The sequence below is a fragment of the Lutibacter sp. genome (genome assembly GCF_030692605.1).
GTDB lineage: Bacteria > Bacteroidota > Bacteroidia > Flavobacteriales > Flavobacteriaceae > Lutibacter.
Map to the genome: position 1 here is coordinate 84,682 of NZ_JAUYUD010000049.1, position 15,649 is coordinate 100,330.

Below are 15,649 nucleotides of genomic sequence, written 5' to 3' on the forward strand. Positions count from 1 at the left end.
ATCCTAAAAAAAAAATAAGATAATTTGAATATCAAGAACGTTTATTTCTAAGGTTTTAGCATATTAGTTATATTGAATAGCTCCAATACCAGCTTCCCAAAGTTTCTTATTAAATTCAGGAATTGCAATCGTGCTAAAAAAAGTTGCTTCTCCTTTTAATATTTCCCATTGTTTGTCCAGTTCAATTTTTCGATCTTTAGATGATTGATTCACTCTTGAAATTAAATTTTCGGTTTGATTGATTAAGTATATATATTCTGCAGTAAATTTATTTTTAAAATTTTCCACATCGTCATATGCTTTAGATTTTCGTTGAATCATTTTTTCATCCCAAACAGTTAATTTAGTTATAAGTTCATTTCCTTGTTTTACTATATTTTGGTTTTCATCTTTTAGTTTTAGATTACTAATCAGGTTTTTGAGTTGCTCTTGAACTGTTTTTAATTTATTCACTTTTTCATGCATCTCTGTTAGAGATTCTTCCATTGAACTCATGAAATTATCATAAATAGTATAGTTAATAGAATCTACTACATAATTAGGGTTTTCTTCAATAATACCCTTAGTACTTTTAACAGTATTCCCAACTTTTAAGTTAATAGTATAGGTTCCAGGAGGTGTCATATGACCTTTGAAGCTTGCTTCCATATAAGCATAAGGAATTCCAGGCATTATTGGATAACGCATGTCCCAAACAAATCTATTTAGTCCCTCATTTTTTGAAAGTGTTGGAGCTGGAGATGGGCCACCATCATATTCTTTGTAATTAGGATCTTTAATTGAACTTATTGATCTAATTAAATTACCTGCACTATTTCTTATTTCTAAGGAAATAGTATCTGTTTCAGATAATTTTGGAAGCTCATAGTAAATTACAACACCATTTGCAGGATTGACACCTTCAAAAGCATTTGAACCATTAAAGCTGGGATTATTAGAATTTAGAGGACTTTTCCAGCTACCATAAATAGATTTTTCTGGAGTATACAAATTTACCTTATCGATTTCTTTTTTATATTGCGCTAAGAGACCTAGGTCATCTAAAATCCAAAACGATCTCCCAGAAGTTGCAATTAATAAATTTCCTTTATGAACCATTAAATCGTTAATAGGTGTAATAGGTAAATTCAGTTGAAATGATTCCCAAGTTGATCCTCCATTCCAAGAAATGTAAATTCCAGTTTCAGTACCCGCATACAATAAGTTTTTTCTTTTAGTATCTTCTCGTACAACTCTAGTATAGGCACCATAAGGTATTCCAACACTAATATTTTTCCAAGTTTCACCATAATTTATTGTTTTATAGATACTAGGAGTTTTATCATTAAACTTATATCTAGTTGTAGCAATATATGCTGTTGCAGGATCGTGAGGAGAAACTTCGATCGCATTAATAAGACATTCTTGTAATCCTTTAGGAGTAACATTTATCCAATTTGCACCTCCATTTTTAGTTAGATATACAAATCCATCATCACTTCCAGTCCATATAACACCTTTTTCTTGAGGTGATTCTATGATATAACTTAAGGTACCATAATTTTCTGCACCAACAGCCTCATTAGTATATGGACCACCACCATCACCTTGTTTTTCATCGATATTTCTAGTTAAGTCTTGAGAAATTTCTTCCCAAGTAATTCCCATATCTTTTGTTTTTAAAACTAATTGGGCACCATGGTAATAGGTTTCAGATTCATGTTTAGAACGAACTATTGGAGCATTCCAGTTAAAGAGGTATTTCATATTTCGAGCTTCTCTACCTAAGTATTGGATAGGAGCAGCCATTATAGAGGTGCCAATTTTAGATTTCATATCAAGTACTTCAATAGTTCCTAAATAACTTCCTCCGACAACATATCTTGGATCATCAGGATTAAAAGCTAAAAATGCACTTTCTCCACCAGCAGCAGGAGTCCAGTCTTGCTCAGTAATGCTTCTTCTTCCAGTTGATAAACTTGCAATTTTAACTGAAGAATTATCTTGTTGACCTCCATATAAATTATATGGAAATAGATTATCGGCAATAACACGATAAAATTGAGCAGTTGGCATGTTGGATTGTTTAGACCAAGTTTTAGCATAATCAAATGAAACAACTGCACCACCATCATCAGCTAATATCATATTATTAGCATTATTTGGGTTTATCCATAAATCATGATAATCACCATGTTGCCCTTCAATAAGTTCCCAATTTTTTCCACCATCAATTGATCTTAATGCGGGTGCGCTTAAAACATAAACGACATTTTCATTTGTTGGGTCAACAAAAACTTCAGTGTAATACCATGCTCGTTGTGTTAAACGATTGTCGTCACTTACTCTATTCCAATTTTTACCACTATCATTAGAAAAAAATAAACCTCCTAAATCTTTTTCACTATCACTTTCAATTAAAGCATATACTTTATTAGAGTTTGAACGACTAACGGCAATGGCCATTTTACCTTTTTCTTTAGGAAGACCTTCATGAATTTTTTCCCATGTATCACCTCCATTTGTAGATTTATACAGTCCGCTACCTTCACCACCGCTAATAATTTTCCAAGGAGTGCGCTGATGCTCCCACATAGCAGCATAAATTATTTCCGGAAAATTCATGTCCATTGATAATTCTACACCTCCAGTTAAATCATTTACAAAGAGTACATTTTTCCAATTTTTCCCACCATCAATTGATTTATAAATACCTCGTTCTTTTGTTGGACTTGAATAAGCTCCTTGAGCAGCTACAAAAACAATATCAGGATTCGAAGGATGAATTACAATCCTTGAAATTTGTTGTGTTTTTTCTAAACCAATATTCACCCAAGTTTTTCCAGCATCTGTAGATTTGTACACTCCATCTCCATAAGATGTCATAACTCCTCGTATTGCATGTTCACCCATTCCGCAATAAATGATATTTGGATTTGATTCAGAAACCGAAACCGCTCCAACAGATCCTGTTTTAAAGAATCCATCAGAAATGTTTTCCCAACGTTGGCCAGCATCATTTGTTTTCCATAGTCCACCACCGGTGGTTCCCATATAATAGGTGAGAGGATCACCAATAACACCACTTGCGGTAACGGATCTTCCACCTCTAAATGGTCCAATGCTTCGATATTTAAGTGGTTTAAAAAACTGATTTGCTTCTTGTGAAAAAGTTGTAAATACAATTAATAGAAGAATAACAGAAGGAACGTATTTTTTCATTTTAATAAAAATATTGATTTAGTTGAATTCAAATATACATTAAACATGAAAAGACTTCAAATGAAATTTAGTATATCTCTAGTTCTTTTAAAATTTTTGCTATTATACTTGTATAGAAAGATGTAAATTACTCATTATTTCTGAAGGTGCATATGGATAGACAGTACACTATATTAAATTATTAGCCTATTTATTAGATTTTGGAAATATAAAATAAACTCTAACAACAACGCTAAAAGGTTTTACAGTTGAGAATCTTAAGAAAGGACATCAACTACAAGAACTTGGAAAAAGAATTGGTAAAATGGTTATCCAATTTTAAAAATATAATTTAAAAAGTATTGCATTTTTAAGTTTAAATAACGCTATTTAATGATCTTATATTCTATAAATTACATAAATAAATTTACAGTTATTTTAAACTCTATTTAAATTTTTAAATGTTAAATTTTAAAAAAAAACAGACACTTATTATAACAACTGACGAAAGGAGGGAAGTGAAAGCAAAGCCTTGCGATTTTTTAAAACAAATAAGAGTGTGTTAGTAAATTTGTGTGGAATGAATTAGTTCTTCCATTTATAAAATTAATATTATATTTGTCCTCAATGCAAAAGCACAATCACATAAAAGCACTGTTTTTTTTGAGCATTTTCAGTATATTTTTACTGCATCAAGTTGTTCCTCATTTGCATCATCATCACGAAGCTGAGCACATTCATAAAGCTACTTTTCAAGTTGATAAACAAAACCACGATACCCATCATCACGAAAGTCCTAATAAAGAAAACTCTAAAAACGATTTATTTGATTTCTTTATAGAGGTGCATGTTCATTCAATTTTTTCTAATGAAATTATTGTCAGACAAAAAGAAAATTTAAAGCAAACTATTGTTGAAAACAAGGTTTTCCAATCTGTTTTTTTAAAAAATATTGTTATTTATGATTATTTTAGAGATATTGTTAATCTCAAAATTTATCAACCTCCTAACAATTATTTTAACCCATATCTTTTATCACTCGATTCACGAGGACCACCAACTTTAGGTTAATCGTTTAGGAATACTTACCTCTTCGGCAGTAATCCTTTTTATAAATTTAGATTAAACCTAAAAATCATAAAAAATGAATAAACTAATAGTATTCGCAATTTGCGGATGCCTGTCATTTATAAGTGGTTTCTCTCAAACTAAAAATCTAGAGGAATTGCTTTATCAAATAGAACAGAACAATACAGAGTTGAAAGGGTATCAATCCTTTGTTGAAAGTCAAGAACTCGAAAACAAGAGCGTAAATAATTTACCTAATCCAGAACTTTCTGGGTATTATTTGCACTATGGCGATCATACAAAAGATGCTTATATAGAATATCAAATATCACAATCTTTTGAGTTTCCTACGGTATATGTTGCTCGTAGTAAATGGAACGATTTAAAATTGATGGAAATCCAAACGGTCTATGCAAAAAAGAGACAAGAAGTGCTATTGAATGCAAAGGTGTTTCTTATAGAACTTTCATTCTTGAAAAAACAAAAAATTATTGAAACCGAAAGGAGAATTCTAAGTAAGCAGGTTTTCGACCAAATTCAAGAGCTTTTTAATAAAGAACAAGTTGGTATTTTAGATTTGAATAAAGCCAAAATTGCTTGGATTCAAGAGCAGTTTGTTGTTGATAAGGTTGAAAATGATATCCAAATCCTACTCTCGAAACTTAACAACTTAAATGGAGGAAAACCTCTTGATGAACTTTCAGAAACTATAACTTCAATAGAAATAACAAGTATAGAAATTCTTTGGCAAGAAAAAATAACTAGCGACCCTACATTACTAGAATTACATGCTAATGAAAGGGCTTCATTGCAAAAAGTGACATTGGAGAAAAACAAGGTACTTCCAAATCTGGCACTTGGTTACAACTATCAGGGTGTAAATGGAGACAATTATTCAGGTTTTTATGGCGGACTTACTATTCCATTATGGAATAGTAAAAATAAAGTAAAAGCTGCGCAAGCGAACTATGAATATCAGCAATCTAATACACAAGTACTTACAACATCGCTTTACATGCAATTTCAGGAAATATTTATTCGCTATCAATTGATGTACTCTAAATACAAGGAGTATCAAAAAACGATGCGTAATTTAGAAAGTGAGAAATTACTTTTTAAAGCATATATGTTAGGCGAGTATTCGTTTATGGATTACTATGTAGAACTTCAGTTTTACCGAAATGCATTAGATAAAATGTTGCAACTAGAAAAAGAATTACAAATGCTTCAAGCACAATTACTAAGACATCAATTATAAATTTTAAAACATACAATTATGAAATCGAAGATTCACGAATACCAAAACAAATATTTAACCATGAGTAAAATTTCAAAAATAATATTCGCACTAGCTATAGGTTCAATAGTTTCATTTACCTCTTGTGATGATAAAAAAGCAAAGGCAGAAGCGGCAAACGAACTTGAACAAAATAAAGATGCTAATAACATTCAAGATAAGGTTATTGAACAAGAGGAGTTTAATGTGAATGGAGCTTCAGAAAACAAGGAGGAAAATAGTGCATCAAACGAACAAAGCAATGTTGCAACAATAATCGTTAAAGCGAATAAAGCAATTGAGTACAAATTTAAGATTAATCAATATGATAAACTAACCTATGAATGGAAGGCTGATGCTCCTTTACATTATGATTTTCACGGTGATCCAGAAGCTAAACAAGACTATCAAGAAGGATATTTTGAAAGTTATGCTATTGGAAATTCAGATTTCGCAAAAGGTAAAGTAACAATACCATATAAAGGATCTCATGGTTGGTATTGGAAGAATGAAAGTGAGAAGGACATTACAATTACTTTATCGACTAAAGGTAAGTATCACATTGTTGGATTAAAGAAATAAATTATTATTATGAAATATATATATCTATTATTTGCAATGTTGCTGTTGTCTTGTAACGGTAAAGAAAATATAAAAACCGAACTGCAAAACGAGTTAATTCCGCGAAAAGATATGACGCTTTGGACCGACAAAATAGAACTGTTTGTTGAATTTCCAGTATTAGTTGTAGGTAATTCAAGTCGTTTTGCAGCTCATTTTACAGTATTAGAAGGGCATCAACCTGTAAAAGAAGGTTCTGTAACTGTGAGTTTAATTAAAGGCAATAAAGGACTTCGCAATACAGTAGAATTTCCTTCTTCTCCTGGTATATTTTCTCCAACAATACAACCTATAGAAGCAGGTAATTATCAATTGGTTTTTGAGATTACTACCCCAATATTTAGTGATAAAATAATTGTTCATGACATTATTGTTTATCCAACCATAGAAGCTGCTATTAGTGCTTTAGGTGATGCCACTGACGAAGGAGGTATATCATTTTTAAAAGAACAAGCTTGGAAAATTGAATTTCAGACAACTCCAGTAGTTTCTGGAAAAATTTATGATGTTATTACTACTTCGGGCGTTTGGATGCCATCACCAGGGTCGGTAAAAACATTGGTTGCACAGGGTAATGGTGTTGTAGATTTTGCAATAACAAACCTTACTGAAGGTATGGAAGTTAAACAAGGACAGTTATTAATGAATTTAAGCAGTAAAGGATTGTCTTCAAATAACCTAAATACAGAAATTGCTAATGCGAAAACCAATTTTGAACAGGCAAAGTCCGAATATAATCGTAAAAAAGAATTATACGAATCTAAAATTATTCCGAAATCTGAATTTGAAAAAGTAGAAAGGAATTATACTATTGCAAAGTCCAATTATCAAACGTTATCACAAGGATTTTCAGGAGGAAACAAGCAAGTGAGAGCTCCTTTTAATGGTTTTATTACCTCCATAAATGTTGCAAATGGCAATTATGTTGAACAAGGTATTACTTTGGTTACCGTAGGAACCCAAAAATCAAGAGTATTACAATCTCAAGTTGCACCAGCTTACGGTTTAACAATGGAGAATGTACACGGTATTTGGTTTCAAGATAAAGATAATCAGTGGGTTAATATAGCGTCTACTGGAGGTTCCATACTTTCAATAGGTAAGGAAGTTAAAAGTAATAAACCATTAATCTCCTTATATGCACAAGTAAATGAAGCGGTTGATTTGCCCGAAGGAAGTATTACTCAGGTTCAAATTGCTTGGGGTAATGCCAACCAAAAAGTATTAATACCTGTTAATGCTTTGTTAGAAGACTACGGAAGCTACTCTGTTATTGTTCAACTTTCAGGAGAAAGTTTTGAAAGACGACCTGTAAAAATTGGCAAGCGTAATGGTGAAAATGTAGAAATTGAAACAGGATTAAAAGTTGGAGAAGTGGTAGTTACAAAAGGAGCCTATCAGGTTAAAATGGCTTCAATGTCTGGTACTACACCTGCTCACGGTCACGCACATTAAAAAAGAAGAAAATGTTAAACAAAATATTATCAATTTCACTTCAAAACAGATTATTCATTTTATTGATTGCTGTTGCATTAAGTGTGCTGGGTATTTATTATGCCCGAACAATGAATGTAGATGTGTTTCCAGACCTTACGGCACCAACGGTAACCATTCTTACAGAAGCACATGGAATGGAATCTGAAGAAGTAGAAAAATTAGTGACCTATCAATTAGAAACTGCATTAAATGGCTCGCCCAATGTAAGAAGAATTCGTTCTTCTTCAGCTGCAGGAATTTCAATAGTTTGGGTAGAATTTGATTGGGGTACAGATATTTACCGTGCCCGACAAATTGTAAATGAACGTATTCCAATGGTTCGTGAAAACTTACCAGATGGAATAACAGCGCCAACAATGGCGCCTATATCTTCTATAATGGGAGAAATTATGTTATTGGGTGTTACTTCAGATAGTTTATCGGCAATGGAACTAAGAACATTATCCGATTGGACAATTAGACCTCGAATTAAAGCTATTGGAGGGATTGCAAACGTAGTTGTTATTGGAGGTGATTATAAACAATATCAAGTGTTGGCCAATCCTGAAAAGATGAAACATTACAATGTAAGCCTTCAAGAATTAGTTAAACACGTAAAAGAAGCCAATATCAATGTTCCTGGCGGAATTATAAATCAATATGGTAACGAATATATTATAAAAGGAAGTGGTAGAGCCTATGCTTTGGAAGATTTACAGGAAGCGGTTTTAAAGCAAGTAAACGGACAAACCATAAAAATAAAAGATGTTGCAACGGTACAAATAGGAGCCGCTGATAAAATAGGCGATGGATCGTTAAATGGAACCCCCGCGATTATTTTAACAATCTCAAAACAACCCGATGTAAATACGTTGGAGTTAACTCAACGTTTGGATGAAGCTATCGCAGATTTACAAAAAACCTTGCCTCAAGGGGTGAATATTAAAAACCATATTTTTAGACAATCTGATTTTATTGAGGCTTCCATAAGTAATTTGAATCAAACCTTGTTGGAAGGAGCCTTTTTTGTGCTTGTTGTTTTATTCATTTTCTTAATGAATTGGAGAACAACTGTTATTTCATTATTGGCAATTCCTTTATCGTTATTGGTTTCAATCATCATATTAAAATGGTTGGGATATACTATTAATACAATGAGTTTAGGAGGTATGGCAATTGCTATTGGGGCTTTAGTGGATGATGCTATTATTGATGTAGAAAACGTTTATAAGCGACTTCGTGAAAATGTTAAAAAACCAATTAGCGAAAGGCAAACAACCTTAACAGTTGTTAGAGATGCTTCTTTAGAAATACGAAGTTCTATAATAATTGCAACGTTAATTATTATAGTTTCATTTATTCCTTTGTTCTTTTTGGGTGGAATGGAAGGACGTTTGTTACAGCCTTTAGGAATTGCATTTGTAACATCGGTTTTAACTTCATTAATTGTAGCAGTTACCGTAACACCTATTTTATGTTCGTATTTATTAGGTAACGAAAAACGTTTAAACAAAAGGGTAGAGGGTACACGTGTAGAGCGTTGGTTGCAAAAACAATATGGTACTATTTTACAACGATCCCTAAAAGTACCGAAAACCGTAATTGGAACAACAATCATAGCTTTTATTATTAGTATAGTGGTCTTAAGTCAATTAGGAAGAAGTTTTTTACCTGAATTTAATGAAGGTTCGTTGGTACTTAGTGTTGTTGGTCCTCCGGGAATGTCGTTAGAAGAAAGCAATAAAACCGGAAAATTGATTGAGCAAATTTTATTAGACTTACCAGAAGTTGAAGTTGTTACAAGAAGACAAGGTAGAGCAGAGCTTGATGAACATGCACAAGGTGTTAATGCATCCGAAATGGATATTCCTTTTGTACTTACAAATAAAACCAAAGAAGAATTTTTTGAGGAAGTACGTACTAAATTGAGTATTGCACCAGGTGTAAATATTACCTTAGGTCAACCCATTGCACACCGTATAGACCATATGTTGTCTGGAACAAGAGCAAATATTGCCATTAAAATATTTGGTTCAGATTTACAAGAACTATTTGAAGTTGGGAAAAGTGTAGAGGATAACATTAGAAACATTGAAGGATTGGCAGATGTTGCTGTGGATCAACAAATTGAAGTTCCTCAAATACGAATTAAACCAAAGCGACAAATTTTAAGTGCTTACGGAATGACTGTTAGCGATTTAATGGAGCAAGTTGATATTGCTTTTGCGGGGGAAGAAGCAGGTGAAATTTATGAAGGTCAACAATATTTTGATTTGGTAGTACGCTACGAAAAACCATTTAGAAATAATATTGAAAACATTGGTAATACCTTAATAAGTCTTCCTAATGGCGGGCAAACCATATTAGGAGAATTGGCAATCATTCAATCGGTGAGTAGTCCAAATTCTATTAATCGTGAAGATGTTCAACGAAAAATAGTGGTTGCAGCTAATGTTCAAGGTAGAGATTTACGAGGTGCGGTTAAAGAAATTAAGGACGTTATAGCTACTAATGTGAAACTTCCAGAAGGGTATAGAGTGCAATATGATGGGCAATTTGAAAGCGAAGCAAAAGCATCTCAATTACTTTTAGTAACCGCTGTTGTAGCAATTTGTATTATATTTCTTTTGCTATATTACGAGTTTAATGATATAAAGTTGGCTTTTGTAGTACTTATAAATTTACCATTGGCATTAATTGGTGGAATTTTAATTGTATACTTTACTTCTGGAATTATTAGTATTGCTGCAACAATTGGTTTTATTAGCTTATTTGGTATTGCAACACGAAATGGGATATTACTAGTATCTAGATATGAGGATTTACGAAAAGAAGGATTTAATGGGTATGAGCTCATTAAAAAAGGTGCTTTAGACAGATTAAATCCAATTTTAATGACAGCTTTTACAACAGGTTTAGCATTAATTCCGTTGGCCTTAAAAGGTGACGAACCGGGTAGTGAAATTCAAAGCCCAATGGCCGTAGTTATTTTAGGCGGCTTGCTAACGGCAACTGTTTTAAATCTAGTAGTTATTCCTTGTGTATATCAATTGGTTATATCAAAAAAAACGTAATTAATACTATTATTTCAACAAATTAAAAAAAGGAGCTTTATGCTCCTTTTTCTACTTAAAATAAATTTATTAGCTTAAGAATAATTCAATTGCAAATACTATAGTTTCATTTCTAACTAAAAAGAACACAACTTTGTAGTTTATTCGAATAATTTAGTTTTGTTATCTCCTGATAGTGTTTTACGATGCAAGACTTCTTCAGGGAACGGGAATATGATAGTTGAGTTGTTTTCAGCCGCAATATTAGATAAGGTTTGATATAAGCGTAATTTTATAGCAGAGGGGGATTGATCTATTAATTTACCAGCTTCTAATAGTTTTCCAGCTGCCTGTTCTTCAGCCAATGCCAAGATAATACGGGATCTTCTAGAGCGCTCTGCTTCCGCTTGATTTGCCATCATTCGTTTCATGTTTTCTGGGAGTTGAATGTCTTTAATTTTTACATCGTTAATTTCAATGCCCCATTCACGGGTTTGTTGCTCTACAATATTTTTTATGTTTTTGCCCATTTCTTCACGTTTAGAGAGTATGGTGTCCAATTCTACTTTTCCACAAACATCTCGTAAAGCAGCCTGAGCCAATTGTGTAATTGCAAATTTGTATTCTTCAACTTCTAAAACAGCTTTTTCAGGGTTATTTATTTTAAAGAATACAACGCCATCAATGCTACAAGGCACATTATCTTCCGTCATGACTTCTTGTGAAACAATATTGATAGTGATAACGCGAATATCAACAATTTGTATAGAATCTATTATTGGAATAATCCACCTAAAACCAGGTTTAAGGGTTTCAATGTATTTTCCAAATCTAAATTTAAGAGCTCTTTTATATTCGTATATAATTCGAATACCGGCGAAAAAGAATAGCACAATAATAGCGCTAAATAACATCAAAGGATTCATGATAACTTGATTTTTTAATTATTTTAATTGAACGTAAGGCAATAGGTTCTACGTTAATCTGTTTTAAAAAAGTATACAAAAGAGAACCCATTTATAATAACTAAGCTCAAAACTACCTGTTTGGTATATTTTGAAATTATTAGAGAGCCATTACAAAGTACAAAAAATAGACCATATATCATAATGAATTTTAAAAAAATAACACATGTAAAGAGCTATTTTATAATTAATTATATTTATTTTAGTATAAAATGATACTCAAAAGGCTGGCAAATTATTAACATAAATACATACGAAATAGACCTAAAGGCACTATATCTACAATTATGTGTAAATAGCCTGAAAAACAGCTATACAGTAATTACTATTTATTTGTATTATAGTGTTAGCGTGGGGCCCGTCCTGAGCTTTTGGCCGAAGGGTTACTTTGCTTTGCTCACTTCCTTGTTATTTTATAAATAGGAGTTTGCGAATACCGTAAACTCCATTTGGTTAAAAGAAGGGCAGAGCGTCTAGAAAAGGACTAGTAGACCTTTTTAGCGATTGAGCCAGCTATCGCATGGCAATACTATAGTTTATTGAAAAGTTTTATACTAAAAAGTTTCTTTTGCAATGTTAATGAAACCGAGGAATGAGGTTCACGAACTCTTATTTAAAAAATAAAGGAGTAGCGAGTAAACACTTTTTATGAGACTCTGTAGGAGGGAAGCATAATGGGTGTGAAATGAATTACTTTCAATATTAGTTAATGGACGAACGAAAATCTTTAGGTGAAAAACCAACTTTTTGTTTGAATAATCTACTAAAATGCTGTGGGTATTTGAATCCTAGTTCATAAGCAATTTCACTTACTGACTTATCAAGTTCAAAACTTTTTCCTTAGCTACTTGAACAAGCTTTGTTTGTATATACTCTTGAGCAGAAATCCCTGTTTCTTTTTTTACTAAATCTCCAAAATAATTAGAAGATAAATGCAAATGGTCAGCAAAATAGCCAACAGTTGGCAATCCATGTTTTTGTGGCTTGTCTGAAGCAAAATAATCGCTTAAAAGCATGTCGAATTTTTCCAAAGAACTTTGATTCACAAACTCACGTGTGAGAAACTGTCTGTCATAGAAACGCAAACAATAATCCAAAAACAGTTCTATGTTGGCCACAATCAACTTTTTACTATGCTTATCTAAATTTTGCTCCAATTCGAATTGAATTTTATCAAAAACACTCAATATAACTTTACGCTCCTTGGTTGAAAGGTGCAAAGCTTCATTTGTGGAATAAGAGAAAAAACAATACTGATTCATTTTTCTTGCCAAATCAGTCCCCAATAACAAGTCAGGATGAAACAATAATGCATATCCTTTTGGCACGAAGTCAGGTTTGTAACCGCCATATTCTATAGTTTGATTAGGGCTAATAAAAACAAGCGTGCCATCGTCATAGTCATATGGTTTACCTCCATACTTTATTTTACATCCTTTGGCATCTTTTAAAAAGATAGCATAACACTTAAAGTGAAAACCATCATGTTTTTTGTTTACATATCCTTCTTCATTAACGTTTTCAAAATCGATTAAACTAACCAAGGGATGCAGTACCTCTTGATTTCTAATACTACAATAATCTGCAACTGAATTGATGTTCAAAAAATTATCCATAATCCAACTTAATTTTTATTAAAGATAAGGTATTGTTATACTATTAATCAAATAACATAGCTTAAATCAGTAAAAATGGTATGCAATTCTGTAATCTTGGTATAACACAGATGATATTGATTTTGTAATTTTGAAATATGGTATTGAATCAATTCAGAATTAAGTGCAGAATAGGAATAAGAAAAATGGGGTTAATAGTAATTCTACTTTTCTTGTATAATTGTGTTTTGGCACAAAATATATCAAAAAATATTACAGCAAAATATATTAATTCAACAATTGAAATAGATGGATTATTTGAAGATATTTGGAAAACCGCTGATACAGGCGAAAACTTTGCTCAATATTTCCCTAATGATACTATAAAAGCTGCACATGATACAAGTTTTAAAATCTTGTATAACGAAACAACTCTTTATGTGGGAATTAAAGCAATGGCTCCAAATAAGGATTATGTGGTTTCTTCTTTAAAGAGAGATTTTAATGCGCTTACAAACGACAATGTCTCTTTGCTTTTTGACACGTTTAACGATGGTACCAATGCTTTCTTTTTTGGAGTCACACCTTATGGCGTGCAAAGGGAAGGATTAGTTTCTGAAGGAGGTTCTAATTTTAACAATAACTGGGATGTTAAATGGCAGGCAGAAAGTATTCAATACGATGATTTTTATATTGTTGAAATTGCCATTCCTTTAACTTCACTAAAATTTAAGGAAGGCGCTACTAAATGGCGCATGAGATGTTATCGTTGGAATATTCAAACCAATGAACAATCCACTTGGGTGAAAGTTCCTCAACAGCAACTATTATCCAGCCTCGCCTTTATGGGAGAATTGGTCTTTGAAAAGCCACTTGTCAAATCAAGAACACCTATTGCTGTAATTCCTTATATCAATGCACTTTCAAAAAAGGATTTTGTTACTGATAACTCCGATAATGATTTAAAATTTGGTGGAGATGTTAAAGTAGCTATTGGAAATGGTATGACCCTCGACCTCACAGTCAATCCAGATTTCAGTAATGTTGAAGTTGATGATATTTTTACAAACCTCACTCGTTTTGAACTGCGATTACCAGAAAAACGTCAGTTCTTCATAGATAATAGTGATTTATTCGATTCTTTTGGAAACTTATTTAGTGAAGCACGTCCTTTTTTTTCCCGAAGAATTGGATTAGCTAGAGATAAGACTGGTAATTTAATACAAAACGATATTATTGGAGGTGCGAGATTAAGCGGTAAACTCAATCAAAATTGGCGATTAGGATTTTTAAATATTCAAACAGCAGCAGATGAAGCCAATGAAATTCCATCTAATAACAATATGATGTTTGCTTTGCATAGGAAAGTTGCTAGTCGTTCTAACATTGGTGCATTTATTGTAAACAGACAAACCGTTGGTGATTATGATTTTGTTGATGACAATGAAAAATATAATCGAGTGATTGGTATAGACTATAATTTAGCTTCATCAGATAATGTATGGACAGGTAGGTTTTATACTCATAAATCACTGCAACCAGATGATACAAAAGGTAACTTTTCGGCACAAGCCGTTGGACAATATAATAAAAATAAGTGGTTGTTAATATCAGATTGGGTGTATGTAGATAATGATTTTGAAGCCGATTTAGGCTTTGTGCCTCGAAGCGATATTTTTAAGGTAGGCAATTCTATTCAGCGATTTTTCTTTCCTAAAAACAGAAATTTTATTAACAGATATAGTGCGCAATTACTGTTAATTAATTATTGGCGACCTACATTAAAGCATAAGCTAACAGATCATTTATTTCGTGCGAGCTGGGTGATAGACTTTAAAAACCAAGCCAACTTAACTACGCACTTAAGCAATCAAAACATATATCTTACAAATAATTTTGACCCGACTCAAACAGAAGGAGGTATTCCACTTTCAGGTGATGAGGGTTATACTTTTAATCAAATCAATACTGTCTATACATCAAATAATACAGGTTTGTTCACCTATTCTTTTGGTACAACATTAGGCGAATTTTTTAATGGTAATATATATTCAGTTGGAGGTACATTGGCTTATAGAGTTCAACCTTGGGCACAATTTAGTCTCAATGTTAATTATGATGGTATTCGATTGCCTGCACCACACCCAAGCACAGATTTATGGTTAGTAACACCAAGAATTGATATTACATTCAATAAAAAATTATTTTGGACAACAATTGTACAATATAGTAACCAAAGGGATAACCTTGGAATTAATTCAAGATTACAATGGCGTTTTGCGCCTTTATCTGATTTATTTTTGGTTTATAATGACAATTATTTTACGGAAACTTTTGAACCAAGATTTAGGTCAATTAACTTAAAACTCACATATTGGTTAAATTTATAAATTAAAAACAGAGAAAATGAAAACA

10 protein-coding genes are annotated in these 15,649 nt (G+C 32.2%); 6 read left to right on the forward strand and 4 right to left on the reverse strand.

Annotation, left to right across the window (positions count from 1 at the left end; translation table 11 throughout):
• Window positions 1-63: 63 nt before the first annotated feature.
• The gene (locus Q8S45_RS04720; RefSeq protein WP_305601711.1) at window positions 64-3,201 is read right to left on the reverse strand and encodes a glycosyl hydrolase; all 3,138 of its coding nucleotides are present in this window, start codon (window positions 3,199-3,201) and stop codon (window positions 64-66) included.
• Between the two features lie 642 nt (window positions 3,202-3,843).
• Between Q8S45_RS04720 and Q8S45_RS04725 the strand changes: the two genes are divergently transcribed.
• From Q8S45_RS04725 to Q8S45_RS04745, 5 genes are all read left to right on the forward strand, one after another.
• Window positions 3,844-4,251, forward strand: a complete 408-nt coding sequence (locus Q8S45_RS04725) for a hypothetical protein (protein ID WP_305601713.1) — start codon at window positions 3,844-3,846, stop codon at window positions 4,249-4,251.
• 73 nt (window positions 4,252-4,324) lie between these two features.
• Window positions 4,325-5,506: a TolC family protein gene (locus tag Q8S45_RS04730; RefSeq protein WP_305601715.1), complete on the forward strand. Its 1,182-nt coding sequence runs from the start codon at window positions 4,325-4,327 to the stop codon at window positions 5,504-5,506.
• An 18-nt stretch (window positions 5,507-5,524) separates the two neighbouring features.
• The gene (locus Q8S45_RS04735) at window positions 5,525-6,106 is read left to right on the forward strand and encodes a hypothetical protein (protein WP_305601717.1); all 582 of its coding nucleotides are present in this window, start codon (window positions 5,525-5,527) and stop codon (window positions 6,104-6,106) included.
• A gap of 9 nt (window positions 6,107-6,115) precedes the next feature.
• Window positions 6,116-7,600 (forward strand): efflux RND transporter periplasmic adaptor subunit, encoded by a 1,485-nt coding sequence (locus Q8S45_RS04740; protein WP_305601719.1) that lies wholly within the window; start codon window positions 6,116-6,118, stop codon window positions 7,598-7,600.
• An 11-nt stretch (window positions 7,601-7,611) separates the two neighbouring features.
• Window positions 7,612-10,695 (forward strand): efflux RND transporter permease subunit, encoded by a 3,084-nt coding sequence (locus tag Q8S45_RS04745; RefSeq protein WP_305601721.1) that lies wholly within the window; start codon window positions 7,612-7,614, stop codon window positions 10,693-10,695.
• 140 nt (window positions 10,696-10,835) lie between these two features.
• On the opposite strand, the gene Q8S45_RS04750 is transcribed toward Q8S45_RS04745, so the two are convergent.
• The 3 genes from Q8S45_RS04750 to Q8S45_RS04755 form a co-directional block, all read right to left on the reverse strand.
• Window positions 10,836-11,588, reverse strand: a complete 753-nt coding sequence (locus tag Q8S45_RS04750; RefSeq protein WP_305601771.1) for a slipin family protein — start codon at window positions 11,586-11,588, stop codon at window positions 10,836-10,838.
• 753 nt (window positions 11,589-12,341) lie between these two features.
• Entirely contained in the window at window positions 12,342-12,443 is a 102-nt protein-coding gene (locus Q8S45_RS13965; protein ID WP_371132982.1) for an AraC family transcriptional regulator, read from the reverse strand.
• A 5-nt stretch (window positions 12,444-12,448) separates the two neighbouring features.
• Window positions 12,449-13,255 (reverse strand): helix-turn-helix domain-containing protein, encoded by an 807-nt coding sequence (locus Q8S45_RS04755; protein ID WP_371132981.1) that lies wholly within the window; start codon window positions 13,253-13,255, stop codon window positions 12,449-12,451.
• Between the two features lie 185 nt (window positions 13,256-13,440).
• Between Q8S45_RS04755 and Q8S45_RS04760 the strand changes: the two genes are divergently transcribed.
• The gene (locus Q8S45_RS04760; RefSeq protein ID WP_305601723.1) at window positions 13,441-15,624 is read left to right on the forward strand and encodes a carbohydrate binding family 9 domain-containing protein; all 2,184 of its coding nucleotides are present in this window, start codon (window positions 13,441-13,443) and stop codon (window positions 15,622-15,624) included.
• Window positions 15,625-15,649 lie beyond the last annotated feature (25 nt).